Here is a 22,860-nt window from a genome sequence, read left to right as displayed (position 1 = left end):
CACGTCATGAACGACGTCACACCTTCCCCGCTCGATGCGCCGGTGCCGGCCAGCGCCGGCCTCCCGCCGGAGGAGATCGATCGCATGACCGATTCCATCGTGGCCGCCCTGAAGACGGTCTACGATCCGGAAATCCCGGCCGACATCTACGAACTCGGCCTGATCTACCGGGTCGACATCGCCGACGACCGTCATGTCGCGATCGACATGACCCTCACTGCTCCGGGTTGCCCGGTCGCGGGCGAGATGCCGATCTGGGTCGAGAACGCGGTCGCGGCGGTGCCCGGCGTCAAGGACGTCAGGGTCAACATGACCTTCGATCCGCCCTGGGATCAGAGCCGCATGTCGGACGAGGCCCGCATCGCGCTCGATATGTGGTGAGTGCGACCGCGGCGATACGTTTTGGACCGCGTAGCGAGGACTAACCCATGTCCCTGACCGTGCAACTCTGGGCAACGGCCCTCGCGTTCATGGCCGTTTCGGGTGGCATCCTTTGGTGGTTCACAAGCCGCTTCGATCGGAAGTTCGGAAGGCCGGCAGCCGAGTCCACCCGGGCAGAGCCGGGACGGGCTAGTTAGGCCGACCCCGTCGGCGTGCCGCGACGCGGTCAGCCAGCCGCGTCGGAGGCCGACAGCACCCCGCGGCGGATCTGGTCGTCCTCGATCGACTCGAAAAGGGCCTTGAAATTGCCCTCGCCAAAACCGTCGTCGCCCTTGCGCTGGATGAACTCGAAGAAGATCGGGCCGATCGCGTTGGCCGAGAAGAGCTGCAGCAGGATCTTGGTGTAGCCACCCTCGACCACGCCCTCGCCGTCGATCAGGATGCCGTTCCGCTCGAGCCGATCGACCGGCTCGCCGTGGCCGGGCACGCGCTTGTCGATGCGCCTGAAATAGACCGAGGGTGGCGGCGGCATGAAGGAGACGCCCCGCGCCCGCAGCGTCTCGATGGTCTCGTAGATGTCGCGGCAGCCGCAGGCGATATGCTGGATGCCCTCGCCGTTATAGGCGTGCAGGTATTCCTCGATCTGGCTGCGCTCGTCGGCGGATTCGTTGATCGGGATGCGGATCTTGCCGTCCGGGCTGGTCAGGGCCTTCGAGAAGAGGCCCGTCATCTTCCCCTCGATGTCAAAATACCGGATCTGGCGGAAACGGAAGAGCCGCTCGTAGAAGCCGGACCAGACGTCCATGCGGCCGCGGTGCACGTTGTGGGTCAGGTGGTCGAGATAGAAGAGCCCGACGCCCTCCGGCCGCGGATCGCGCTCGCCGAGCCAGTCGAACTCGGCATCATAGGCCGAGCCCGACCGGCCGTAGCGATCGACGAAGTAGAGGAGCGAGCCGCCGATCCCTTTGATGGCGGGCACGTCAAGCGTCTTCGTGCCGGAGGCCGGATCGGCAGGCTCGGCGCCGAGCGCGATGGCCCGCTCGTAGGCGTGCTCCGCATCCACGACTCGGAAGGCCATCGAGGGCGCGCAGGGGCCGTGCGCGGCGACAAAATTGTGGCCGTGCGAGCCCGGCTCCTCGTTGACGAGGTAGTTTACGTCGCCCTGGCGGTAGAGCGTGATCGCCTTGGTGCGGTGCCGCGCGACCGGCACGAACCCTATCGAGCGGAACAGCCCGTGCAGCTCCTCCGGGTTCGGATGGGCGTATTCGACGAATTCGAACCCGTCGGTCCCCATCGGATTCTGGTCGTCGATGGCCGGCGGCGGCGCGTCGTGAGGATACGGTCCCATGGGGTTGTCTCTCGATTGACGCCGCGATCAGACCACGTCCAGCATTCGACGGGCGTGCAAAATGCAGCTCAGGGCGGCTCGTTCCCGCGTAGATCGTGCATCGAAGGCGCTCAGCATGGCTGGTCCGGTCGCGCTCGACCCCTTTGACCTCAAGATCATCGCTGCCCTGCAGGATGACGGCCGGCTGACGAATGGCGAACTCGCGGACCGCGTGAACCTCTCCGCCAGTCAATGCTCGCGCCGCCGCATCCGCCTCGAGGAGAAGGGCGTGGTGCGGGGCTACCGGGCCGATCTCAGCCCGGCCCTCCTCGGACTCGACGTGGTGGTCTTCACCAAGGTCAGCCTCGCCGCCCACTCCCCCGACAACTCACGCCGCTTCGCCGACCTCGTGCGCCGGCTCGATTGCGTGCTCGAGGCGCATGCGCTCACGGGCGACAGCGACTACCTCCTGAAGATGATCGTGCCCGACCTGAAGGCCCTCTCGGCCGTCGTGAATGACGAGCTCCTGCCGCACGAGAGCGTCGGGCAGGTCCGGACCTCCGTCGTGCTGGAGACGCTGAAGGAGGGCGCGCCCGTGCCCCTGTCGGGCCTGAAGCCGGGGCGCTGACGGCCCGGCCCGCGGGCGTCAGTCCGGGATCTCGACCTCCACCCGCGTGCCGACGACCCGCACCGGATAGACCGCGAGGTCGCGGCTGACCGGGGCGCCCGCGGCGCGTCCGGTCCTGATCTCGAAGAGGCCGAAATGGAGCGGGCATTCGATGTAGCCCTCGACCACCTCGCCCTCCGAGAGGAGGGCGTTCCCGTGCGTACAGCGGTTACCGGTCGCATGGTAGGCGCTGTCGAGACGGTAGATCGCGATCGAGCGTCCGGCGCAGTCGCGGCCGACGACCTCGTTCTCGCGGAGATCGCCCGCGTCCAGCACGTGGTGCCAGGTCATCCGGGAGCCGGCCTCAGGGCACTGCGGCCGGCAGGATCGTGGCCCGGCATTCGCCGAAGCCGATCGGCGCGAAACCCTCGCGGCGGCAGCGCGCCCGCAGGATGACCTCGTCACCATCCTCCAGGAAGCGGCGCTCCTCGCCGGAGGGGAGCCGGATCGGCTCCCGGCCGCCCTGGCTCGCCTCCAGCAGCGAGCCGGCGCCGGCGAGGTCGGGTGCGGAGATCGTCCCGGTGCCGAGAAGGTCACCCGGACGGAGATTGCAGCCGCCGCTCGTATGGTGGGCGACGAACTGGGCCATCGTCCAATACATGTGCCGGGCATCGGACAGGCCGAGGCGGTGCGGGGACAGGCCCTTCTCCCGGAGGAGAGGCGTCTGGAGCAGCACCTCGAGCTCGATCGCGAGTGCGCCCTCGCGCTGGTCCGCCTCATCGCGCAGATAGGGCAGGGGCTGCGGGTCGCCGTCCGGCCGCGCCGGCTGAGGGAGGCGGAAGGGCGCCAGCGCCTCGGGCGTCACGATCCAGGGCGAGACGGTCGAGGCGAAGCTCTTCGCCAGGAAGGGCCCGAGCGGCTGGTATTCCCAGGCCTGGATGTCGCGCGCCGACCAGTCGTTGAGAAGGCCATATCCCGCGATATGCTCCGCCGCGCTGCCTATCGGGACCGGCTCGCCCTGCGCGTTACCGGTGCCGATCCAGATCGCGAGCTCGAGTTCGTAGTCAAGATTTCGCGACGGCCCGAAGGCCGGGACGGCCTCCGCGGCGGGCTTGCGTTGACCGCTCGGCCGCCGCACCGGCACGCCCGACGGGATCACCGACGAGGCCCGACCGTGATAGCCGATCGGCACCCATTTGTAGTTCGGGAGCAGCGGGTTATCGGGACGGAACTGCTTGCCGACATTGGTCGCGTGATGGATGCCGGCGTAGAAGTCGGTGTAGTCGCCGATCGCCGCCGGCAGGTGCAGGACGCAGGACTCCGCGTCGTGGAGGTGCGGCTCGACCGCAGGCCGCTCCCCGGTGCCCTCGCGCAGTAGCTCGGACAACCTCGCGCGCAGCGCCAGGCGCGGACCGCCCCCGAGGGCCAACGCGGCGTTCAGCGTGCCGCTCGCCCCGGCCTCGACGAAGCGGCCGGCTTCCCCCGGAAGGAGGCCGGCGGCAGCGAGGCCCGCGAGGTCGAGGATCGAGTCGCCGATCGCGACCCCGGGCCGGCGCTCGCCGTTGCCGGCCGATACGATCCCGAGCGGCAGGTTCTGGATCGGGAAGTCGGGATGGCCATTCGCCGAGGCGACCCAGCTCGTGAGGTCGGCCCCATGCGTGGCGTCGAGCCTCGCCGTCATCTCATCCCCCGCTCATTCCGGCGCAAGCCGGTATCCAGCCGCCCGGCATCCCCGGCTTTCGCCGGGTGGGGCGGTGGGATCAAGGCCGGGTCGGGTCGAAATTCTTCTTCAGCGCCTTGCCGTAGCCCGCATAGCTGCGCTGGAAGGCCGGGCTCTCGGCCGCGTAGCGCGAGACCTTCTGGGGAAAGCGCGTCTCGAACATGAAGGCGAGCGTGCCCTGAAGCTTGTGCGGGGCGAGTTCCGCATTCGAAGCCTTCTGGAAGGCGTCCCGGTCGGGCCCATGCGGCAGCATCGAGTTGTGGAGCGAGATGCCGCCCGGCGCGAAGCCGCCACCGGTCTTCGCGTCATAGACGCCATAGATCAGCCCCATGAACTCGCTCATCACGTTCATGTGGTACCAGGGCGGCCTAAAGGTGTTTTCGGCGACGAGCCAGCGGTCGGAGAAGATGACGAAGTCGATATTGGCCGTGCCGGGCGTCTCCGAGGGGGAGGTCAGGACGGTGAAGATCGACGGGTCGGCATGGTCGAAGAGCAGCGGCCCGACCGGCGCGTATTTGCGAAGGTCGTATTTGTAGGGCGCGTAATTGCCGTGCCAGGCCACGACGTCGAGCGGCGAATGGTCGAGATCGCAGCTCCACAGCGCGCCGCCCCATTTCACGAACAGTTTCGAGGGCGCGTCCCGGTCCTCGTAGGCGGCGCAGGGCGTGAGGAAGTCGCGCTGGTTCGCGAGGCAATTCGCGCCGATCGGGCCGCGTTCGGGGAGGGTGAGGGCACCCCCGTAATTCTCGCACAGATAGCCCCGCGCCGGCCCGCCCAGCAGCTCGACCCGCAATTTCACCCCTCGGGGGATCACGGCGATCTCGCCCGGCTCGATGTCGATCACGCCGAATTCCGTGGCGAGCCTCAGTTCGCCCTCCTGGGGCACGAGGACCATCTCGGCATCGGCGTTGTAGACATACTCGTCCTGCATCGAGCGCGTCACGAAATAGAGATGCGCGCCCATCCCGGATTGCGCGCCGGCATCGCCGGCCGTGGTCATCGTGCGCACGCCCTCGACGAAAGAGAGCGGCTCGGACGGGATCGGGATGGGGTCCCAGCGGAGCGGCGCGATCGGGACGTCGGCCTCATGCGCCGGTGCCGTGCGCCAGAATCCCGCCTCGGCCTTGGCGAAGGCGCCCGTATGGGCGATCGTCGGACGGATCCGGTAGAGCCAGGAGCGCTCGTTCGTGGTGCGGGGCGCCGTGAAGGGGGAGCCCGACAGCTGCTCCGCATAGAGCCCGTAGGGGCAGCGCTGCGGCGAGTTGCGCCCGACCGGAAGGGCGCCGGGCAGCGCCTCCGTCTCGAAGCCGTTGCCGAAGCCGGACATGTAGCCGGGCGTGAGCCCGGACCCGGTCGCGATCGTGCCAAAGGCGGACGGCGTCTGGACGTTCATCGGGTGGCCTTCCTCGATTCCCTGCAGCCGGCGGCTTTGGGCCGCCCGACGCCGGTCCGCATCATAGGCCGCTTGCGGCCTGATGACAGCCGGTCAGGGTTCCACCCGCTCACCCCGGCGGAAGCCGGGGTCCAGGGCGCGTGCTGGATCCCGGCTTCCGCCGGGATGAGCGGCAAGGCTGACAGCCCTTGAACGGGAGGGCCGGTTGGCGCGGGACGCTCGCAGGGCGTCGAGCTCGAGGACTGGCATGGCCGCGGCCGACCTTGACAGGTCACGCACGCGAACCAACCATCGTCGCCCCCGAACAAGCATCTTCATGGCCGAGGTAAGGGGGGAGCGACCTGCCGGAGAGCCCCGTACCCCGCCCGCGACCCTCTCCCCATCGGAGAGCGGGTACGCGCTGGAGGCGGGCATGAGCTGGATCACCGGCGTCGGGCTGACCCGGTTCGTCCGCCACGAGGGCCGGTCCACGCTCGACCTGATGAGCGAGGCCGCGACCGACGCGCTGGCGGAGGCCGGGCTTGAGCGGCGCGATGTCGATGGCCTTGTCTGTGGCTATTCCACCACGCTGCCTCACTTGATGCTCTCCACCGTGTTTGCGGAGCATTTCGGGCTGCATCCGCGCTACGCGCATGCGATCCAGCTCGGCGGCGCGACGGGCTTCGCGATGACGATGCTGGCCCATCACCTCGTCGCGTCGGGTGCGGCCGACCGCATCCTGGTCGTCGCGGGCGAGAACCGGCTGACCGGCCAGTCCCGCGACGCTGCGATCCAGACGTTGGCCCAGGTCGGGCACCCGGTCTACGAGGTGCCGCTCGGCCCGACCATCCCGGCCTATTATGGCCTCGTCGCCTCCCGCTACATCCACGAGACCGGGACGACCGAGCGGGATCTCGCCGAACTCGCCGTCCTGATGCGGGCGAATGCGGCCGGGCATCCGGGCGCCCAGTTTCGCGATCCGATCACGGCGGCCGACGTGATGGCCTCGAAGCCGATCGCGGCTCCGCTCAAATTCCTGGATTGCTGTCCGGTCTCGGATGGCGGCGCCGCCTTCGTGCTCGAGCGCGAGCGCCGGTCCGGAAGCGCGGCCATTCGGATCGTCGGCGCCGCTCAGGCCCACACGCACCAGCACATCACGGCCGCCCCGTCGCTCGCTCGGTTCGGCGCCGGAGATTGCGCAGCCCGCGCGCTCGCGGCCGCCGGCCGTGACCTCGGCGAGATGCGCTATGCCGCGATCTACGACAGCTTCACGATCACGCTCGCGATCCTGCTGGAGGAGATCGGGTTAGCGCCACCGGGCCGGTCCGGCGCGCTGGCGCGGGATGGACATTTCGGCCCTGACGGAACCATGCCGCTGAACACGCATGGCGGCCTCCTCAGCTACGGCCATTGCGGGGTTGGCGGGGCCATGGCCCATCTCGCGGAATGCTGGCGGCAGATGAGCGGGGGCGCGGGAGAGCGACAGCTGCGCGACCCGCCGCCGCTCGCCCTGCTGCATGGCGATGGCGGCGTGCTGTCGTCCCATGTCAGCCTCGTCCTGGAGAGGGCCGCATGACCTTGCCCGGCGACTGGACGACGGGGGAACCCGCGATCACCTACCAGAGCTGCCAGCCTTGCGGGCATCGCTGGTACTTCCGGCGGGGCTTCTGCCCGTGCTGCGGCGCGACCGATCCCGACACGCTGACCGCGTCCGGCCGCGGCACCGTCTATGCCGCGACGATCGTCAACCGCGCGCCATCCGAAGCGCTCCGCGCACTCGCGCCCTACGGCATCCTGATGGTCGACGCCGAAGAAGGCTTCCACCTGATGGCGCATGGTGCGCCGGGCCTTGCGATCGGCGATCCCGTCGCGGCCCGGTTCGAGCCTTTCGGCCCCCTCCTCATCCCCGTTTTCGACCGGCAATCCACATGAATCCGAACCTCAAGGCCGCGCTCGATCCGCGCTCGATCGCGGTGATCGGCGCCTCCGAGAACCCGAACAAGATCGGCGGGCGGCCGCTCCTCTACCTGTCCCGCTTCGGCTTCAAGGGCGAGGTCTACCCGATCAATCCGAAACGCTCCGAGGTGCAGGGCCTCCGCACGGTGCCGCGGCTCGCCGACCTCGCGCACGCGCCCGACCTCGTCATCATCGCGGTACCGGGGGAGGCCGCCGTCGCGGCGCTCGAGGAATGCGGCGAGGCCGGCGTGAAGATCGCCGTCATGATGACCTCGGGCTTCGGGGAATCCGACCCGGAGAACGGCAAGCAGCAGGAGCGGGCGATGGCCGAGCGGGCCCGGGCCCGCGGCATGCGCATCGTCGGCCCGAACTCGCAGGGGCTCGCGAATTTCGGCACCGGTGCCATCGCGAGCTTCTCCTCGATGTTTCTCGAGGTCGAGCCGAAGGACGGGCCGATCGGCATCGTCAGCCAGAGCGGCGCGATGAGCGTCGTGCCCTACGGGCTGCTGCGCGGTCGGGGCATCGGCGTGCGCCATTCGCACGCGACCGGCAACGATGCCGACGTCACCGTATGCGAACTCGCGGCCGCCGTGGCCGAGGACCCCGCACTAAAACTCCTCCTCCTCTATCTCGAGAGCATCCCCGACCCGCATCACCTGGCCGAGGCGGCCGCGGTGGCGCGCGACCGCAACCTGCCGATCATCGCCCTGAAGGCCGGCCGCACGGCGGCCGGCCAGGCGGCAGCCAAGTCTCATACCGGGGCGCTCGCGAACGAGGACCGGGTGGTCGACGCCTTCCTGGAACAGCACGGGATCTGGCGGGCGCAGGATACGGCCGATCTCGTCGAGGCGGCCGAGCTTTACCTGAAGGGGTGGCGGCCGGCCGGCCGGCGGCTCGTCGCGATCTCGAATTCCGGCGCAACCTGCGTCATGGCGGCCGACGCTGCCTCCACCGCGGGGATGAGCGTCCCACGGCTTGCCGACGAGACGCAGGCCCGCCTGCGCGCCATCCTGCCCGGCTTCGCCTCGGCCGTGAACCCGGTCGACATCACGGCGGCGCTCCTCACCAACTCGGCCCTGTTCAGCCAGATCCTGCCCGTGATCGCCGAGGACCCGGCTGCCGATGCTTTCCTGGTCGGGATCCCGGTCGCGGGCGCCGCCTACGACGTCGAGGCCTTCGCGCGGGACACGGCCGCCTTCGCCGCCGTGACCGGAAAGCCGATCGTGGTCGTGGCACCCCAGGCGCTCGTCGCGGGACCCTTCAAGCGCGAAGGCCTGCCCGTCTTCGAGGGCGAGGCCGGGGCCGTGCGGGCGCTGCACCAGTTCGTCGCGCATCGCGAGCTGATGGCGCGGGCGGCAAAGCGCATGCCCTCTCCGAGAGGGGGAGGGGAGGTGCGCGGCGCCGGACCCTCCGGAACGCGCCTCCTGAACGAGGCGGACAGCCTCGCATTCCTCGCCGAGGCCGGGATCCCGGTCGTGCCGCACCGGCTCTGCCGGACGGAGGAGGAAGCCGTGGCGGCGCTCGGGACCGTCGACAGCCCCGTCGCCGTGAAAGGCTGCTCGGCCGACGTCTCGCACAAGAGCGAGCTCGGCCTCGTCCATCTCGGGCTCCGGGCCGAGGCCGAGATCCGGACCGCCTTCGCGGCCTGCCGGGAGTCGCTCGAGCGGCACGGATCGGGCTTCGACGGCGTCATCGTCGCCCGGATGGCGAAGGGCCGGCGCGAGATGCTGATCGGCGCTCATCGCGATCCCTTTTTCGGCCCCGTCGTCGTGGTCGGCGACGGCGGCCGCTATGTCGAGGCGTTGCCCGATATCCGCCTCCTCCTGCCGCCCTTCGGCGAGGAGGAGGTGCGCGAAGCGATCGGCCGGCTCCGCATCGCCCCGGTCCTCGCCGGCGTGCGCGGCGAGCCCGCCTTCGACCTCGGGACCCTGTGCCGGGCGGCGGTCGCGCTCGGCCGGCTGATGAGCGAGACCGGAAGCGCCGTCGAGACCGTCGACGTCAACCCGTTCCTGATCGGGACCGAGCCGGGCGACAGCATGGCGCTCGACGCCGTGGTCGTGACCTGACGAGCGGTCGCGCAAGCGGCGGCTGCAATGCTAGGGATGCCCCGAACGGGAGCGTCGGCATGCGGATTCTGGTTGTCGGGGCTGGATCGACGGGCGGGTATTTCGGCGGCCGCATGGCGGCCGCGGGGCGAGACGTCACCTTCCTGGTTCGCCCGGCCCGCGCCGAGCAACTGGCGGCGCGCGGGCTCGAGATCGTGAGCCCGCATGGCGACGTGACCCTGCAGCCGAAGCTCGTGCAGGCCGGCGAGATCCCCGGGCCTTTCGATCTCGTATTCTTGACCGTGAAGGCCTTCGCGCTCGAGCCCGCGCTCCAGGACGTCTCGCCGGCCGTCGGGCCCGACACGATGGTCTTCCCGATCCTGAACGGCATGCGCCATCTCGACATCCTGCGGAGCCGCTTCGGCAGCTCCGTCATCGGCGGCGTGTGCAAGGTGGCGACCACGCTCGACCCCGAGGGCCGGATCCGCCAGCTCGCACCCTTCCAGGAACTCAGCTACGGCGAAATCTCCGGCGGCAGCTCCGATCGCATCGCCGCGCTGGACGCGGTCATGCAGGGCTGCGGCTTCACGGCCCGGGCCAGCACCAACATCCTGCAGGAAATGTGGGACAAGTGGGTGATGCTGGCTACGATGGGCGCGCTCACCTGCCTGATGCGGGGCACGATCGGCGAGATCGAGGCCGTCCCGGGCGGCGCGGCCATGGCCTCCGCCATGCTGGCCGAATCCGCGGCCGTCGCGAGCGCGTCGGGCCATCCGTGCTCCGAGGCTTATCTCGCGCAGATCGGGAAGACGCTGACGACACCCGGTTCGCCCCAGGCCTCGTCGATGTATCGCGACCTCCAGGCCGGCAATCCGGTCGAAGCCGACCAGATCGTCGGCGACCTTCTCGCCCGCGCCCGGGGCTTCGGACAGCCAACGCCGCTCCTCGCAGCTGCCTATGTTAGCCTGTCGGTCTACGACCGCCGCCGGGCCGCCGGCTGAGCGGCCGACAACGACGCCATCATGCTCCCAATAGGTCACCACGAAGCCGATAAGGCGAAAGCCGGGTCGAAAGCCAATCCCTGGCGCCTCTCGGTCGCGCCGATGATGGATTGGACGGACCGGCATTGCCGAACCTTCCACCGCATCCTCACGCGACGGACGCTGCTCTACACCGAGATGGTGACGACGGGGGCGGTGCTGCACGGGCCGCGGGAGCGGTTGCTCGGCTTCGATTCGGCGGAGCATCTCGTTGCCCTGCAACTCGGCGGGTCCGACCCGGCGGGGCTCGCCGCCTCCGCCCGGATCGGAGCGGATTGGGGTTATGACGAGATCAACCTCAATGTCGGTTGCCCGTCCGACCGGGTTCAGGACGGACGCTTCGGGGCGTGCCTGATGCGGGAGCCGGCGCTCGTCGGCGAATGTGTGGCCGCGATGGTGGCCGCTGTCGCGGTCCCGGTGACGGTCAAGTGCCGGCTCGGCGTCGACGACCAGAATATCGAAGAGGCGCTCGACGCCATGGCCACCGCGGTGTTCGGCGCCGGCGCGGCGGCGCTTGTCGTGCATGCCCGGAAGGCCTGGCTGCAAGGCCTGTCGCCGAAGGAGAACCGGGACGTGCCGCCGCTCGATTACGGCCGCGTCCACCGGCTCAAGGCCGCCTGGCCGGACCGCGTCGTCGCGATCAACGGCGGCATCCGGACGATCGAAGAGGCGCAGGAGCAGCTGGCCTATCTCGACGGCGTGATGATCGGGCGCGCGGCCTATGGCGAGCCGGCGCTCCTGATCGAGGCCGATCCCCAGGTATTCGGCGAGGCTGCGCCGGTCGCGGACGGGTTCGAGGCGCTCGAGCGGTTCGAGCCCTATCTCGCCGCACGGCTCGCCGAGGGCGTGCGCCTCGCCTCCATGACGCGCCACCTCCTCGGGCTCTTCAACGGCCGGCGCGGAGCGCGCGCCTTCCGCCGCCATCTCGCCACTGCCGGAACCCGTCCAGGGGCGGACCTGTCGACTCTCCGGGAGGCGGCGGCCCTCGTCTCCCGGGCGGAGCCGCTGGAGCAGGCGGCGTGACGCCGAGCGTGGTGGCGTCCGGCGGCACTGAGACGCTGGAGGAGATCGCGCGGCTGATCCAGCTCTCGTTGACGCCCGTCTTCCTGCTCGCGAGCCTCGCCTCGCTCCTCAACGTCTTCGCGAGCCGCCTCGCGCGGGTGGCCGACCGGGTGGACCAGATCGCGATCGAACTCGAGACGGCGGGCCCGGCCAAGGCCCAGCGGCTCGCGACGGAGCAGCATTACCAGCGCCGGCGCACCCGGGCGCTCGACATCGCGGTCGTGCTCGGCACCTTCGGCGGCGTGCTGACCTGCACCTCCGTCCTCGTGCTCTTCGTCGGCTCGATCTCGGGCGTGAATGTCGCCCGGCTGCTCTTCGCCATCTTCGGCGGCGCGATCGTCCTGGCGATCGGGGCGCTCGCCGCCTTCGGCTACGAGATGCTGCTCGCGAGCCGCGGCGTCCGCCGTCGCAGCCACGATGCCGACGAGCAGCGGGCCCGCCCGCTCGCGCGGCGGCGAGTCGCGGAGGAATGAGGCGTCAGGCCTCCTCGCGCACGACCAGCATGATCTTGCCGATATGCGTGCTCGTCTCGAGGAGCGCATGGCCGGCGGCAGCCTCGGCGAGCGGGAAGGTCGCGTGGATGACCGGGCGGATCGAGCCCGCCGCGAGTTTCGGCCAGACGGCTTCGAGAAGACGGCCGGCGATCGCGGCCTTGTCGGCGATCGGCCGAGGCCGGAGCGTCGAGCCGGTCATCGTCAGGCGCTTGCGCATGATCGGCTCGAGGTTGATCGTCGTCTTCGCCCCGCGCAGGAAGGCGATCGAGACGTGGCGTCCGTCGACCGCCATGCAGTCGACCGAGCGGGGCACGTAGTCGCCGCCGACCATGTCCAGCACGACGTCGACGCCGCGACCTCCGGTCGCCTCCTTAACGATCGCGACGAAATCCTCGTCCCGGTAGTTGATCGCCCGCTCGGCCCCGAGCGCGAGGCAGGCGTCGCATTTCTTGGCATTCCCGGCGGTCGTGAAGACGCGGGCGCCGAAGGCTTTCCCGAGCTGGATCGCGGTCGTGCCGATGCCGGACGAGCCGCCATGGACGAGCAGGCTCTCGCCCGACGCGAGGCGGCCGCGATCGAACACGTTCGACCACACGGTGAAGAAGGTCTCGGGCAGGGCCGCCGCCCCGATAAGCGAGAGACCCTCCGGGACGGGCAGGCATTGCACGGCCGGCGCGACGCAGAACTCGGCATAGCCGCCGCCAGCGACGAGGGCGCAGACGCGGTCGCCGACCTTCCAGGCCCCGACCTCACCCGCGACCTCGACAATGCGGCCGGCGATCTCGAGGCCCGGGATGTCGCTCGCACCCGGGGGCGGGTTGTAGTTGCCGGTCCGCTGCAGGACGTCTGGCCGGTTGATACCGGCGGCGGCGACCTCGATCAGGACCTCGCCGGGGCCGGGCTGCGGCCGCGGGCGCGTCGCCGGCTTCAACACCTCCGGCCCGCCCGGCGCGGTGATTTCCACCGCCGTCATCGTTTCCGCCACAGACGCTCTCCCGGTCTTTCGTCGGGCCCGCTTAGCCCTTTCCGGCGCGGAGCACGAGACGGTTCCCCCGAACCTCGTAGGATTCGAGACGGTCGAGCACGGTCTGGCCGAGGAGGTTCTGGTGCAGGAGCCCGGGCGCGCTGATCAGCGCCGGGACCCGGCTCAGCCGGATCGTGCCCCCGATCGACAGGCGATCGAGCGTGACGGGTGCTGCGAGCGCGCGCCCATTCGCGGTCAGGATCGGAATCCGGAACCGAAGCGCTTCGCTCTTGAATCCGAGGGCTTGCGCGGTCTCGGATGTCAGCAGGACGGCGGTCGCGCCGGTGTCGAAGACGAAGCTCGACGGGCGGTCGTTGATCTCCGCCGGCACCGTGAAGCTGCCGTCGCGGCCTCGCGTCACGGCGACCTCGCCGGTCCCGCTCACGCTGAGGAGGGGAGGGGAGGTCCATCCGGCTTCCGTCGCGAGGTCGCGGAGGCCGTCCAGCGCAGCCTCGCGCTTCACGTAGACGGCGGAGGCGGCGGTAACGAAGATCGCCCACATCGCGACGGCCCCGACGGCCTCGCGCCAGCCCGGCCGTGCGCGTTCGACCGCCCAGCCCGTGAGCCACAGCATGACGGCCGCGAGCGCAAGGAGGGCCGCGAGGTCGCCGGTCGGAATGCCGGCGATCTCGGGCCGGCTTCCGACCATGCTGACGCCGATCGCGGCCGCCGCCAGGATGAGCGCGAGGTCGGTGCCGGGCCGCGTCATCGCACGCTCCCGACGCTGCCGGTCAGTTCCTGACCGTCAGGCAGGTCGGCCGGGTAGGCTGCGCGAAGGCGGCTCCGGAGGCCGGCCATAATCTCGAGCCGCTCCGGCTCGCCGATCAGGCTCCAGCGGCCGATCTCGTCCGGGGTGCGGCCGCAGCCCCGGCACAGGCCGGCCGTGCGGTCGAGCAGGCAGATGCGATTGCAGGGGGTCGAAACGGGCGCCATGGCTGTAGATGTGGGGCGTCTCGCGCCGTTCCGCATGCCCGCCGAGGATGCAGGATGCGAAGAGCAGCCGAGCGATGCCGGCGCCGTCGACTCGCGCCCGAGGCTCAGGCCGCCGCCTTGGTGGCGGGGCGCCGTTCCACGACATCCACGGGCGCTAGGGTGTCCATCACGCGCGCAGCCGGGAATGTCACGATCACGTCCGTGCCTTCGCGAGGCTTCGATCGCAGCTGGAAGCCGCCGCCATGGAGGTCGACCAGGCCCTTCACGATCGGCAGGCCGAGGCCGGAGCCCTGTTCGGCGGTCTTGATCGCGAGCGAGCCGCGCCCGAAGGAGGACATCACGACCGGGATCTCCTCCTCCGGAATGCCCGGGCCGGTATCCTTCACGCTGACATATTGGCCGCCGGACGAGGTCCAGCCGACCTTGATCACGATCTCGCCCCCCTGGGGCGTGAACTTGATCGCGTTCGACAGCACGTTCAGCACGATCTGGCGCACGGCGCGCTCGTCCGCCCACAGGCGCGGCAGCGAGGGGTCGATATGCTCGCGGATCGTCTGGCTCTTCGCCTTCGCCCGGAGCGTCAGCATGTGGCGGCATTCACTGACGATCCAGGCGAGCTGCAGCGCCTCCTCGGACAGCTCGTAGCGGCCGGCCTCGATCCGCGACAGGTCCAGGATCTCGTTGATCAGTGTCAGGAGATGCTGGCCGCTACCGTGGATGTCGGCGGAATATTCCTTGTAGGACGGCGAGGCGTGCGGGCCGAAGACCTCGTTCTGCATGACCTCGGAGAATCCCAGGATCGCGTTCAGCGGCGTGCGCAGCTCGTGGCTCATCGTGGCGAGGAAGCGCGACTTCGCGAGGTTCGCTTCCTCGGCGCGGCGGCGGGCCTCGTCGGAATTCGCCTTCGCGACCTGGAGCTCGGCATACATCGCGTCCTTCTCGGCGCGGGACCGGATGGTCGTCAGCGCCGAGCCGTAGAGCCGGTTCGCGAGGACCACGAAAAACAGGAGCGCGCTCGCGGTCATCACGACCAGCATCGTCGTGCCGAGATTTCGCGAGGTCGCGAACACGGCGAGGACCGCCATCCCGAGAGGCGCGATCCCGAGATATACCGAGGCCGGGATCGTGGCCGAGAGCATGGCGGTCACGGCCGCCACCATCACGGCGACGAAGAGCACGAAGCCGTTGGTGCCGCCGTCGACCTGGGCCAGGGCCTGGATCGCGGTCGCCCATGTCAGCCCGACGATGAGTTCGGCCAGCGCGAAACGCTTGCGCCATTCCGGAAGGTTGACGGTCTCCGGGTCCTTCCGGAGAAAGTTGCGGGCGAGGATGGAGGCGAGCCCGAGGGCAGCCGCCACGAAACCGAGCCAGATGCCCACGAGCCCGAGCGGAAACCAGAGCGTCGCGACGGCCGCGATCGCGGCGGCGAGCCCGAGGAGCACGAGCGCGCTGCCGACGTGGTACTCGGCGAAGATGCGGACGAGCTCGTAGTCGAAGGTCCGTTCGAGGCCGCTCGACGAGGTCAGCTTCTCGCGGGCCGTCCGCATGTCGTGGGCGAGACGGCGACGCTGCGCGACCGTCCCCGGGACCGCACCGCGGCCCTGCTGAACCATCTGCGCGGTCAACTCAGCCATTCGATACGCAACGCCCCGCCGGGATCACGCTCCGGCGGGTTTCATCATGGTTCGGAAACGTTAATCCCGTGCTGACGATGCTGCATGATTCGAGCCGGAGATGCGTGTGGTCCGTCGTTCCGGCGCCCTCGACGTGGTGGTGGCCCTCGCCCTTGCCGCGGGGCTTGTCGCCCTCTCGCTCTGGATCCGGGGCGAGGACGTCTCCGGTCCGGTCCGGGTCGTCGACGGGGACTCGCTCGATCTCGACGGTCGCCGCATCCGGCTGAAGGGCATCGACGCCCCCGAGCTCGGGCAGACCTGCGAGCGTCGGGGCGGGACCTACCGTTGCGGCGAGGTCGCCCGGGAGGCGCTTCGCGACCTGACGCGCGGGGGGCCGGTCACGTGCCGCATCTCGGGACAGGACCGCTACGGACGCTCGCTCGCGATCTGCACGAGCGGCGAGAATGAGCTCGGGGCCGTGCTCGTGAGACGAGGGCTGGCCGTATCCTACGGCGCCTACGAGGCCGAGGAGCGCGACGCCCGGTCCCGGCACGTCGGCTTATGGGAAGGGCGCTTCGAAATCCCGTCCGACTGGCGACGCGAGCATCGCCCAGAAACCGGCGAAGCCGGCGACGTGCGGTCGCGCACGTTGACGCCGTGAGATTCTCCTTGCGCGCCATGTCACGGCTCCCGCATGTCACCGGGGCTCCTTCGAAGAGCATGACGGCAAGGGAGGCGCGGCATGAAGCTCTACGACGGCGGCCGCGCCCCGAACCCGCGGCGCGTGCGGATCTTCCTCGACGAGAAGGAGATCACGGTCCCGCTCGAACCGGTCGACATCGCCAAGGGCGAGCACAAGACCACGGATTTCACGGCGATCAATCCGCTCCAGCGCATCCCGAGCCTCGTTCTCGACGACGGCACGGCAATCTCGGAATCGATCGCGATCTGCCGCTATTTCGAGGCTTTGCAGCCCGACCCCCCGCTCTTCGGCCGCTCGCCCGTGGAGCAAGCGATTGTCGAGATGTGGCAGCGGCGGCTCGAATTCGAGTTGCTGGGCGCCGTCGCGGCCGTGTTCCGCCACCTTCATCCGGCCATGGCCACGCTCGAAGTGCCGCAGGTCGCACCCTGGGGCGAGGCGAACAAAGGCAAGGTGGAGAGCTTCCTTCACCTTCTCGACCGACACTTGGCGAACCACGCCTTCGTGGCGGGCGACCGGTTCTCGGTCGCCGACATCACCGGACTGATCGGGATCGACTTCATGCGCTTGCCGAAGCTGCCGATTCCGGCCGGGCTCGACCATGTGAAGAGATGGCACACGGCGATCAGGCAACGCCCGAGCGCGTCGGCTTGACGATGCGGCTTCGCGTCATCGGTTGCGGCGATGCGTTCGGGTCGGGTGGCCGGGCCAATACCTGTTTCTGGGTCGAATGCGGCAAGACGGTCGCGGCGCTGGATTTTGGGGCGACGTCGCTTGTCGAGCTGAAACGGGCCGGGCTCGATCACGACCAGCTCGATGTCGTCATCCTCAGTCACCTCCACGGCGACCATTTCGGCGGGCTGCCCTTCCTCCTGCTCGACGCGCAATTCGAGCGGAAACGGGAGCGCCCGCTGACGATCGTCGGGCCGGTCGGGACCCGGGAGCGCATCCACGCCGCGCTCGAAGTGTTCTTCCCCGGCTCGTCGCAAGTGGCGTGGAGCTTCGCGCTGTCCTTCGTCGACTTGCCGTGCCGCGAGCCCTACCCGTTCGCGGATCTCGCCATCGAATCGGTCGAGGTGATCCATCCCTCGGGCGCGCCCGCGACCGGCCTTCGCGTGCGCTGCGGGGACAAGCTCCTGGCCTTTTCCGGCGACACGGCCTGGACCGACGCCCTGTTCGACATCGCGAAAGGGGCCGACCTCTTCATCGTCGAATGCTTCATGCCGGACGGGGACCCCTACGGGCACGGCGCGCTCGAGACGCTGGATGCCCACCGCAACCAGTTCCAGACCGACCACATCATGTTGACCCACATGAGCCCCGCGATGCTCGGCCGCATGGACGAGGCCCGGGCCCGCGGCTTTCTCGTCGCCCATGACGGTCTCGTGCACGAAGTCTGACCCGGAGAGCTACGAGTCGATCGCCGCGAGGGTCAGGGCCTGCCGGATCTGCCGGGACGATCCGGGGACGAGGCGAGCCCTGCCGCACGAGCCGCGGCCGATCTTCCAGGGTTCCGGCCAGGCCCGGCTCCTGATCGCAAGCCAGGCGCCCGGCAACCGCGCCCATCAGAGCGGGATTCCGTTCCAGGACCCGTCCGGGATCCGCCTCCGCGCCTGGCTCGGGCTCGACGAGCCGACCTTCTACGACGACCGGAGGGTCGCCATCATTCCGATGGGGTTCTGCTTCCCGGGCTACGACGCGAACGGCGGCGACCTGCCGCCCCGGCCCGAATGCGCGCCGGTCTGGCGGCGTGCGGTGCTCGACACCCTGCCGCGGCTCGAGCTGATCCTCCCGATCGGCCTCCATTCGCAGGGCTGGCATCTCGGGCGCGGCGCGAGCCTCACCGACACCGTGCGGCGCTGGCAGGAGATCCTCGACGGCTCGGGCCGGCCCCGCATCCTGCCGCTGCCGCACCCGTCCTGGCGGAACACGAGCTGGCTGAAGAAGCATCCGTGGTTCGAACAGGACCTCCTGCCGGTGCTGAGGCGCGAGGTGGGGGCCCTCGTCGGCGAGGCGCCAGTCACCTCAGGTGAGCGGCCGCCCCTCGCGCCCGGCCACGTCCTGGATGAACTGCCAGGCCGTCCGGCCTGACCGGGCGCCCCGCGTCGTCGCCCATTCCAGCGCCTCGGACCGCAGCCTCGCGCGGTCCTGGTCGAGGCCCCAATGCGCCGCGTAGCCGAAGACCATCTCGAGATATTCGTCCTGGCTGCATTTGTGGAAGCCGAGCCAGAGGCCGAACCGGTCGGAGAGCGAGACCTTCTCTTCCACGGCCTCGCCGGGGTTGATTGCCGTCGAGCGTTCGTTGTCCATCATGTCCCGGGGGAGGAGATGGCGACGGTTCGAGGTCGCATAGAAGATGACGTTGTCGGGACGCCCCTCGATGCCGCCTTCCAGCACCGCCTTCAGCGACTTGTAGGAGGTGTCGTCGCCGTCGAAGGAGAGGTCGTCGCAGAAGACGATGAAGCGATGCGGGTCGTCGCGCACGAGCGACATCAGTTCGGGCAGGCTCTCGATGTCCTCGCGGTGGATCTCGACCAGTTTCAGCGGCCGCGCCGCCGCGCGCGCACCCGCATTCACCTCGGCATGGACCGCCTTCACCAGCGAGGACTTGCCCATGCCGCGCGCGCCCCAGAGGAGGGCGTTGTTCGCCGGCAGGCCCCGGGCAAAGCGTTCGGTGTTCTCGACGAGGGTGTCTCGCATCCGGTCGATGCCGCGGAGCAGCTCCATCGCCACGCGGTTGACCCGCGGCACAGGCACGAGCCGATGTGACGTAGGTTGCCAGACGAAGGCGTTCGCGACGGTGACGTCGGCGCGCTCCGGGACGGCCGGGACCCGACGCTCCAGCGCGTCCGCGATCCGCCTGAGGGTGTGATGGATGTCGTCGTCGAATGCGCTCGTCATGCCCTCGTCGCCTTGTTGCGGGCCGGAGTTACAGCGCTGCGATCCGGTTCGTCCACTCGCTGATGCCGGCTGCGCGCGACGCATGACGTTTCGATGTATTAACGACTTTTCCGCTGGAGCATGCTCAAAGCGCATAGCTGCCTTTCAGGGCAGGTGCTCACCAATAATGCCGTGACTGGTTATACGCAGTGCAGCACGACGGGGCGCTTCACTCCCGCCGCCCGGAAACGAGACCATGTTCACCTCACTGCTTCTCTCCAAGATCAAGGCTTACCTCCATTACCGCGAGACCGTCCGCGAGCTGTCGCGGCTCACGGACCGCGAGCTGGATGATATCGGTATCGCCCGGTTCCAGATCGATGGCCTCGCCCGCAAGGGCTCGATCGGCTGAGGCTCCGGTCAGCTCTTCGATGACCGCCAACGCCCGCCTCATGGCGGGCGTTTTCATGTCCGGGCCTTGCCGGAGCTTTGGCCGATCCGCTACCTGCTGCGGATGACACCTGAACCCATCCACATCGTCGGCGGGGGGCTCGCCGGCTCGGAGGCCGCCTGGCAGGCGGCCGAGGCCGGCGTGCCGGTGATCCTGCACGAGATGCGGCCGAACCGCTCGACCGAGGCCCACCAGACCCAGGATCTCGCCGAACTCGTCTGCTCGAACTCCTTCCGGTCGGACGATGCAGAGACGAACGCGGTCGGCCTGCTTCACCAGGAGATGCGCCGCCTCGGTTCCCTGATCCTGCGCGAGGCGGATCGCCATCAGGTCCCTGCCGGAGGAGCGCTCGCCGTCGATCGCGACGGCTTCGCCCAGGCCGTGACGGCGGCCCTCGAAGCCCATCCGCTCGTCACCATTCTGCGCGAGGAGGTGGCGGGTTTGCCGCCCGAGGGTTGGGGGCCGACCATCCTGGCCACGGGCCCGCTCACCTCCCCCGCCTTGGCCGAAGCCGTGCGCGGGCTCACCGGCGAAGGGGAACTCGCCTTCTTCGACGCCATCGCGCCGATCGTGCATCGCGACACGATCGACATGACGAAGGCCTGGTTTCAGTCGCGCTACGACAAGGCGGGGCCGGGCGGCACGGGCGCGGATTACATCAACTGCCCGCTCACCCGCGAGGGCTACGAGGCCTTCATCGCGGCCCTCGTCGCGGGGGAGAAGACGTCCTTCAAGGAATGGGAGGCCTCGACCCCCTATTTCGACGGCTGCCTACCGATCGAGGTCATGGCCGAACGCGGGGCGGAAACCCTGCGTTGGGGTCCGATGAAGCCGGTCGGGCTGACCAACCCCCACGATCCCGAGGTGAAGCCCTACGCCATCGTCCAGCTGCGGCAGGACAATGCGCTCGGCACCCTGTTCAACATGGTTGGCTTCCAGACCAAGCTGAAACATGGCGAGCAGGTCAGGATCTTCCGGAGCATCCCGGGACTGGAACGCGCGGACTTTGCGCGGCTCGGCGGCCTGCACCGCAACACCTACCTGAACTCGCCGAAGCTGCTCGACCAGGAACTGCGCCTCCGCCTCCGGCCGCAGCTGCGCTTCGCCGGCCAGATCACCGGCTGCGAAGGCTATGTCGAGAGCGCGGCGGTCGGACTGATGACCGGCCGCTTCGCCGCGGCCGAGCAGACCGGCATTCCCGTCACGCTGCCGCCGGAGACGACGGCGATCGGCGCCCTGATCCGGCACATCACCGGCGGCCACATCGCGGCCGAGGAGGAGGGCGGGCCCACGCCGGAGAAGCCGCGCTCCTTCCAGCCCATGAACGTCAATTTCGGATTGTTTCCGCTCCTCGACCGCGCGCCCAAGGCGCCGGACGGCAAGCGCCTGCGCGGATCGGAAAAGGCACTCGCCCGCAAGCGGGCCATGACCGAGCGGGCGCGGGCCGAGCTCGGCGCGTGGCTCGGAGAGAGCGTCCGGGAAGCCGCGGAGTAGGGACGCGCCCGCTTCTCCCCTTGCGGGAGAAGTCGAGTCCCACGTCGGTGCGACCGGATGAGGGGTCACGGCGCTGAACCCCTTATCCGTCACGGCGTCGCCGCCACCTTCTCCCGCAAGAGGAGAAGGGGCGCTTCGGGGATCCTCAGAACCCCCGCTTCGAACCCCACCACAGGCTCGCGAGCCGCCGCCAGGCCGGGCGTTCGGCCGGCGTCGCGAGCGGGTCGAGGCCGGACCGGTCCATCGCGGCGAGGTCGCTCGCGACGAGGGCGGCGGGCAGGAAGGCCGGCCGAATCGCGGCCGGGAGCGCCGCCTGGAGGCTACGCGCCGTCGCGAGATGGGTGCGGGCGCGCTCACGGAGATCGGCCAGGACGGTGACGACCCCCGGTCCGCCACGCCCGAGCACGATGTCGTCCCGGGTGACGCCGTGCCGGTCGAGAAGGTCTCTGGGCAGGTAGAGCCGGCCCTGGCGCGCGTGCCAGGGGAGGGCGCGGAGCAGGCCCGTGAGCCCGTAGGCGATCCCGGCATGGCCCGCCGCGTCGGCCCCGCCTGGGTCGCGCCCATCCGCCAGAACGAGGGTCGCCAGGCGCATGAGGGACGAGGACGTCTCGCCGAGATAGCCCTCGAGATCGCCGAGCGAGGGCATCGGGTCGTCGTAGAGGTCGAAGACCCGGGCATCGATGAGGTCGATGAACGCCTGCCGGGGCAGCGAGAAGCGGGCGATCGTGTCCTCGAGCGCGGCCGCGACCGGGTTTGCCATCACGTCGCCGCGGGCGAGTCCCTCCACTGCGTCGCGCCACCATTGCAATCGGATTTCGCCCGGCATCGGAGCGGAGACCGCCTCGCGCACGCGGGCGATCTCGGTCGAGAAGGCGTAAAGCGCGAAGAGGTGAGGGCGCTTGTCGGCGGGGGCGAAGAGGGCGGACCAGTAGCGGTCGCGGTCGGCCTCGCGAAGCAGCGTTTCGCAATGGCCGTAGTCCTCCGTGACGTCGCGGCGTTCCTCGGCGGGCAACGGGCTAATCGACCGCGATCAGGGCCGCCCCGACGCGGCGATTCTCGGCGAGAAGGACGTTGTAGGTCCGGGCGGCCGGGCCGGTCTGCATCGCGTCGAGCGAGATGCCGGCCTCGCGGAACCGGGTCCGCAGCCGGTCCGGCAGCACGACCAGCTCGCGGCCGGTGCCGACCAGCAGGAACTCGACCTGGATCTCGTCCCGGAAGACCGGATCGAAATCCGAGCGCTTGACGTCGGCCGCTGAGGTGACGTCCCAGCTCCGGATGCCGGAGGGCAGGATCAGGATCGACCCGCGATGCGACATTCCGCCGAAGCGAAAGCCGCTCCGGCCATAGGCGTCGATCAAGTGTCGGCCGGGGACGAAACCGGGAGCCGGGTTGTCCGCCTCGGTCACTCGGCCGGTTGCGGCACGGCGGCGCCGTCGCGCACGGGCACGCGCTGGCTCGACCTGACGCCGATATAGATCAGGACGGGCGAGGAGATCAGGATCGCGGAATAGGTGCAGATGAACACGCCGGCGAGCATCACCTGCGCAAAGCCCTCGATCGCCCGTCCACCGAACATCACGAGAGCGGCAAGCGCGAGGATCGTCGTCATCGACGTGATCGCGGTCCGGGACATCGTGGTGTTGAGCGACAGGTTCAGGAGCTCGACGGTCGGCATGGTCTTGTAGCGCCGGAGCAGCTCGCGGGTGCGGTCGAACACGACGACCGTCTCGTTCAGCGAATAGCCGACGATCGTCAGGATCG

General features: G+C 69.6%; 25 protein-coding genes and 1 pseudogene. 14 read left to right on the top strand and 12 right to left on the bottom strand.

The genetic code is table 11. The features are described 5' to 3' along the window. The first annotated feature begins 6 nt into the window (after positions 1-6). Positions 7-381: an SUF system Fe-S cluster assembly protein gene (locus ACFE87_RS21035; protein WP_375461619.1), complete on the top strand. Its 375-nt coding sequence runs from the start codon at positions 7-9 to the stop codon at positions 379-381. A 226-nt stretch (positions 382-607) separates the two neighbouring features. On the opposite strand, the gene hppD is transcribed toward ACFE87_RS21035, so the two are convergent. Continuing rightward, positions 608-1,729 carry a 4-hydroxyphenylpyruvate dioxygenase gene (gene hppD, locus ACFE87_RS21030; RefSeq protein ID WP_375461618.1) on the bottom strand — a complete coding sequence of 374 codons (1,122 nt, stop codon included), beginning with the start codon at positions 1,727-1,729 and terminating at the stop codon, positions 608-610. 115 nt (positions 1,730-1,844) lie between these two features. On the opposite strand from hppD, the gene ACFE87_RS21025 reads away from it, so the two are divergent. Then, complete coding sequence (locus tag ACFE87_RS21025; protein WP_375461617.1) at positions 1,845-2,336, top strand: Lrp/AsnC family transcriptional regulator; 492 nt, start codon at positions 1,845-1,847, stop codon at positions 2,334-2,336. Positions 2,337-2,354: 18 nt separating this feature from the next. Here the strand turns inward: ACFE87_RS21025 and ACFE87_RS21020 are convergent, their stop codons facing one another. The 3 genes from ACFE87_RS21020 to hmgA all read right to left on the bottom strand — a co-directional run bounded on the left by ACFE87_RS21020 (position 2,355) and on the right by hmgA (position 5,428). Next, complete coding sequence (locus ACFE87_RS21020) at positions 2,355-2,666, bottom strand: non-heme iron oxygenase ferredoxin subunit (protein WP_375461616.1); 312 nt, start codon at positions 2,664-2,666, stop codon at positions 2,355-2,357. A gap of 13 nt (positions 2,667-2,679) precedes the next feature. Continuing rightward, positions 2,680-3,996, bottom strand: a complete 1,317-nt coding sequence (gene fahA / locus ACFE87_RS21015) for a fumarylacetoacetase (protein WP_375461615.1) — start codon at positions 3,994-3,996, stop codon at positions 2,680-2,682. A gap of 79 nt (positions 3,997-4,075) precedes the next feature. Beyond that, positions 4,076-5,428, bottom strand: coding sequence for a homogentisate 1,2-dioxygenase (gene hmgA, locus ACFE87_RS21010; protein ID WP_375461614.1), 1,353 nt, complete (start codon positions 5,426-5,428; stop codon positions 4,076-4,078). A 412-nt stretch (positions 5,429-5,840) separates the two neighbouring features. Here hmgA and ACFE87_RS21005 point away from each other — a divergent pair, with 412 nt between their 5' ends. Genes ACFE87_RS21005 through ACFE87_RS20980 form a run of 6 tightly spaced genes read left to right on the top strand, consistent with a single transcriptional unit; the run spans position 5,841 to position 11,983 of the window. Further along, positions 5,841-6,983, top strand: a complete 1,143-nt coding sequence (locus ACFE87_RS21005) for a thiolase family protein (protein ID WP_375461613.1) — start codon at positions 5,841-5,843, stop codon at positions 6,981-6,983. Next, on the top strand, positions 6,980-7,339 hold the full coding sequence (locus ACFE87_RS21000; RefSeq protein ID WP_375461612.1) for a Zn-ribbon domain-containing OB-fold protein: 360 nt from the start codon (positions 6,980-6,982) through the stop codon (positions 7,337-7,339). The genes ACFE87_RS21005 and ACFE87_RS21000 overlap by 4 nt, the downstream gene beginning before the upstream one ends. Then, a complete protein-coding gene (locus tag ACFE87_RS20995; protein ID WP_375461611.1) occupies positions 7,336-9,429 on the top strand; it encodes an acetate--CoA ligase family protein in 2,094 nt (697 codons plus the stop codon). Before ACFE87_RS21000 ends, ACFE87_RS20995 begins: the two co-directional genes overlap by 4 nt. A gap of 59 nt (positions 9,430-9,488) precedes the next feature. Then, the gene (gene panE, locus ACFE87_RS20990) at positions 9,489-10,409 is read left to right on the top strand and encodes a 2-dehydropantoate 2-reductase (protein WP_375461610.1); all 921 of its coding nucleotides are present in this window, start codon (positions 9,489-9,491) and stop codon (positions 10,407-10,409) included. A gap of 21 nt (positions 10,410-10,430) precedes the next feature. Beyond that, positions 10,431-11,471 (top strand): tRNA dihydrouridine(20/20a) synthase DusA, encoded by a 1,041-nt coding sequence (gene dusA, locus ACFE87_RS20985; RefSeq protein WP_375461609.1) that lies wholly within the window; start codon positions 10,431-10,433, stop codon positions 11,469-11,471. After that, positions 11,468-11,983, top strand: a complete 516-nt coding sequence (locus tag ACFE87_RS20980) for a DUF2721 domain-containing protein (protein WP_375461608.1) — start codon at positions 11,468-11,470, stop codon at positions 11,981-11,983. The genes dusA and ACFE87_RS20980 overlap by 4 nt, the downstream gene beginning before the upstream one ends. A gap of 4 nt (positions 11,984-11,987) precedes the next feature. Here ACFE87_RS20980 and ACFE87_RS20975 read toward each other — a convergent pair whose 3' ends face one another. From ACFE87_RS20975 to ACFE87_RS20960, 4 genes are all read right to left on the bottom strand, one after another. Continuing rightward, positions 11,988-12,977, bottom strand: a complete 990-nt coding sequence (locus ACFE87_RS20975; protein ID WP_375461607.1) for an NAD(P)H-quinone oxidoreductase — start codon at positions 12,975-12,977, stop codon at positions 11,988-11,990. Between the two features lie 43 nt (positions 12,978-13,020). Further along, on the bottom strand, positions 13,021-13,737 hold the full coding sequence (locus ACFE87_RS20970) for a TIGR02281 family clan AA aspartic protease (RefSeq protein WP_375461606.1): 717 nt from the start codon (positions 13,735-13,737) through the stop codon (positions 13,021-13,023). Then, complete coding sequence (locus ACFE87_RS20965) at positions 13,734-13,961, bottom strand: DUF1289 domain-containing protein (protein WP_375461605.1); 228 nt, start codon at positions 13,959-13,961, stop codon at positions 13,734-13,736. Before ACFE87_RS20965 ends, ACFE87_RS20970 begins: the two co-directional genes overlap by 4 nt. A gap of 104 nt (positions 13,962-14,065) precedes the next feature. Then, complete coding sequence (locus tag ACFE87_RS20960; protein ID WP_375461604.1) at positions 14,066-15,595, bottom strand: sensor histidine kinase; 1,530 nt, start codon at positions 15,593-15,595, stop codon at positions 14,066-14,068. Positions 15,596-15,701: 106 nt separating this feature from the next. On the opposite strand from ACFE87_RS20960, the gene ACFE87_RS20955 reads away from it, so the two are divergent. From ACFE87_RS20955 to ACFE87_RS20940, 4 genes are all read left to right on the top strand, one after another. Next, positions 15,702-16,235, top strand: a complete 534-nt coding sequence (locus ACFE87_RS20955) for a thermonuclease family protein (protein ID WP_375461603.1) — start codon at positions 15,702-15,704, stop codon at positions 16,233-16,235. A gap of 81 nt (positions 16,236-16,316) precedes the next feature. Then, a complete protein-coding gene (locus tag ACFE87_RS20950; protein WP_375461602.1) occupies positions 16,317-16,928 on the top strand; it encodes a glutathione S-transferase family protein in 612 nt (203 codons plus the stop codon). Continuing rightward, complete coding sequence (locus ACFE87_RS20945; RefSeq protein WP_375461601.1) at positions 16,886-17,674, top strand: MBL fold metallo-hydrolase; 789 nt, start codon at positions 16,886-16,888, stop codon at positions 17,672-17,674. Before ACFE87_RS20950 ends, ACFE87_RS20945 begins: the two co-directional genes overlap by 43 nt. Beyond that, positions 17,649-18,365, top strand: a complete 717-nt coding sequence (locus ACFE87_RS20940; RefSeq protein ID WP_375461600.1) for a uracil-DNA glycosylase family protein — start codon at positions 17,649-17,651, stop codon at positions 18,363-18,365. Before ACFE87_RS20945 ends, ACFE87_RS20940 begins: the two co-directional genes overlap by 26 nt. On the opposite strand, the gene ACFE87_RS20935 is transcribed toward ACFE87_RS20940, so the two are convergent. Further along, positions 18,300-19,175 carry an ATP-binding protein gene (locus ACFE87_RS20935; protein ID WP_375461599.1) on the bottom strand — a complete coding sequence of 292 codons (876 nt, stop codon included), beginning with the start codon at positions 19,173-19,175 and terminating at the stop codon, positions 18,300-18,302. The two genes, ACFE87_RS20940 and ACFE87_RS20935, sit on opposite strands and share 66 nt — an antisense overlap. Positions 19,176-19,410: 235 nt before the next feature. On the opposite strand from ACFE87_RS20935, the gene ACFE87_RS20930 reads away from it, so the two are divergent. Continuing rightward, positions 19,411-19,566: a DUF1127 domain-containing protein gene (locus ACFE87_RS20930; RefSeq protein WP_375461598.1), complete on the top strand. Its 156-nt coding sequence runs from the start codon at positions 19,411-19,413 to the stop codon at positions 19,564-19,566. A 102-nt stretch (positions 19,567-19,668) separates the two neighbouring features. Beyond that, a complete protein-coding gene (gene trmFO / locus ACFE87_RS20925) occupies positions 19,669-21,099 on the top strand; it encodes a methylenetetrahydrofolate--tRNA-(uracil(54)-C(5))-methyltransferase (FADH(2)-oxidizing) TrmFO (RefSeq protein WP_375461628.1) in 1,431 nt (476 codons plus the stop codon). A gap of 145 nt (positions 21,100-21,244) precedes the next feature. Here trmFO and ACFE87_RS20920 read toward each other — a convergent pair whose 3' ends face one another. The 3 genes and pseudogenes from ACFE87_RS20920 to ACFE87_RS20910 all read right to left on the bottom strand — a co-directional run. Next, positions 21,245-22,111 (bottom strand): phytoene/squalene synthase family protein, encoded by an 867-nt coding sequence (locus ACFE87_RS20920; protein WP_375461597.1) that lies wholly within the window; start codon positions 22,109-22,111, stop codon positions 21,245-21,247. 4 nt (positions 22,112-22,115) lie between these two features. Then, a complete protein-coding gene (locus tag ACFE87_RS20915; RefSeq protein ID WP_375461596.1) occupies positions 22,116-22,457 on the bottom strand; it encodes an Mth938-like domain-containing protein in 342 nt (113 codons plus the stop codon). Between the two features lie 44 nt (positions 22,458-22,501). After that, a pseudogene (locus ACFE87_RS20910) lies at positions 22,502-22,860 on the bottom strand (protein translocase subunit SecF); the annotation flags it as partial.

The organism is uncultured Enterovirga sp. (assembly GCF_964242715.1).
Lineage (GTDB): Bacteria > Pseudomonadota > Alphaproteobacteria > Rhizobiales > Beijerinckiaceae > Enterovirga.
Note: the sequence above shows the minus strand (reverse complement) of the source record. Positions and strands in the feature narration are given on the sequence as shown.

Bases quoted from the DNA above. Each gene is read 5' to 3' on its own strand.
- ACFE87_RS20940 (WP_375461600.1), top strand. From the start codon at position 17,649: ATGACGGTCTCGTGCACGAAGTCTGACCCGGAGAGCTACGAGTCGATC.
- ACFE87_RS20950 (WP_375461602.1), top strand. From the start codon at position 16,317: ATGAAGCTCTACGACGGCGGCCGCGCCCCGAACCCGCGGCGCGTGCGG.
- ACFE87_RS21020 (WP_375461616.1), bottom strand. From the start codon at position 2,666: ATGACCTGGCACCACGTGCTGGACGCGGGCGATCTCCGCGAGAACGAG.
- panE (WP_375461610.1), top strand. From the start codon at position 9,489: ATGCGGATTCTGGTTGTCGGGGCTGGATCGACGGGCGGGTATTTCGGC.
- ACFE87_RS20975 (WP_375461607.1), bottom strand. From the start codon at position 12,977: ATGACGGCGGTGGAAATCACCGCGCCGGGCGGGCCGGAGGTGTTGAAG.
- ACFE87_RS21035 (WP_375461619.1), top strand. From the start codon at position 7: ATGAACGACGTCACACCTTCCCCGCTCGATGCGCCGGTGCCGGCCAGC.
- ACFE87_RS21025 (WP_375461617.1), top strand. From the start codon at position 1,845: ATGGCTGGTCCGGTCGCGCTCGACCCCTTTGACCTCAAGATCATCGCT.
- hppD (WP_375461618.1), bottom strand. From the start codon at position 1,729: ATGGGACCGTATCCTCACGACGCGCCGCCGCCGGCCATCGACGACCAG.
- ACFE87_RS20935 (WP_375461599.1), bottom strand. From the start codon at position 19,175: ATGACGAGCGCATTCGACGACGACATCCATCACACCCTCAGGCGGATC.
- hmgA (WP_375461614.1), bottom strand. From the start codon at position 5,428: ATGAACGTCCAGACGCCGTCCGCCTTTGGCACGATCGCGACCGGGTCC.
- ACFE87_RS21000 (WP_375461612.1), top strand. From the start codon at position 6,980: ATGACCTTGCCCGGCGACTGGACGACGGGGGAACCCGCGATCACCTAC.
- ACFE87_RS20945 (WP_375461601.1), top strand. From the start codon at position 16,886: ATGGCACACGGCGATCAGGCAACGCCCGAGCGCGTCGGCTTGACGATG.
- dusA (WP_375461609.1), top strand. From the start codon at position 10,431: ATGCTCCCAATAGGTCACCACGAAGCCGATAAGGCGAAAGCCGGGTCG.
- ACFE87_RS20960 (WP_375461604.1), bottom strand. From the start codon at position 15,595: ATGGCTGAGTTGACCGCGCAGATGGTTCAGCAGGGCCGCGGTGCGGTC.
- ACFE87_RS20930 (WP_375461598.1), top strand. From the start codon at position 19,411: ATGTTCACCTCACTGCTTCTCTCCAAGATCAAGGCTTACCTCCATTAC.
- fahA (WP_375461615.1), bottom strand. From the start codon at position 3,996: ATGACGGCGAGGCTCGACGCCACGCATGGGGCCGACCTCACGAGCTGG.
- ACFE87_RS20965 (WP_375461605.1), bottom strand. From the start codon at position 13,961: ATGGCGCCCGTTTCGACCCCCTGCAATCGCATCTGCCTGCTCGACCGC.
- ACFE87_RS20995 (WP_375461611.1), top strand. From the start codon at position 7,336: ATGAATCCGAACCTCAAGGCCGCGCTCGATCCGCGCTCGATCGCGGTG.
- ACFE87_RS21005 (WP_375461613.1), top strand. From the start codon at position 5,841: ATGAGCTGGATCACCGGCGTCGGGCTGACCCGGTTCGTCCGCCACGAG.
- ACFE87_RS20970 (WP_375461606.1), bottom strand. From the start codon at position 13,737: ATGACGCGGCCCGGCACCGACCTCGCGCTCATCCTGGCGGCGGCCGCG.
- trmFO (WP_375461628.1), top strand. From the start codon at position 19,669: ATGACACCTGAACCCATCCACATCGTCGGCGGGGGGCTCGCCGGCTCG.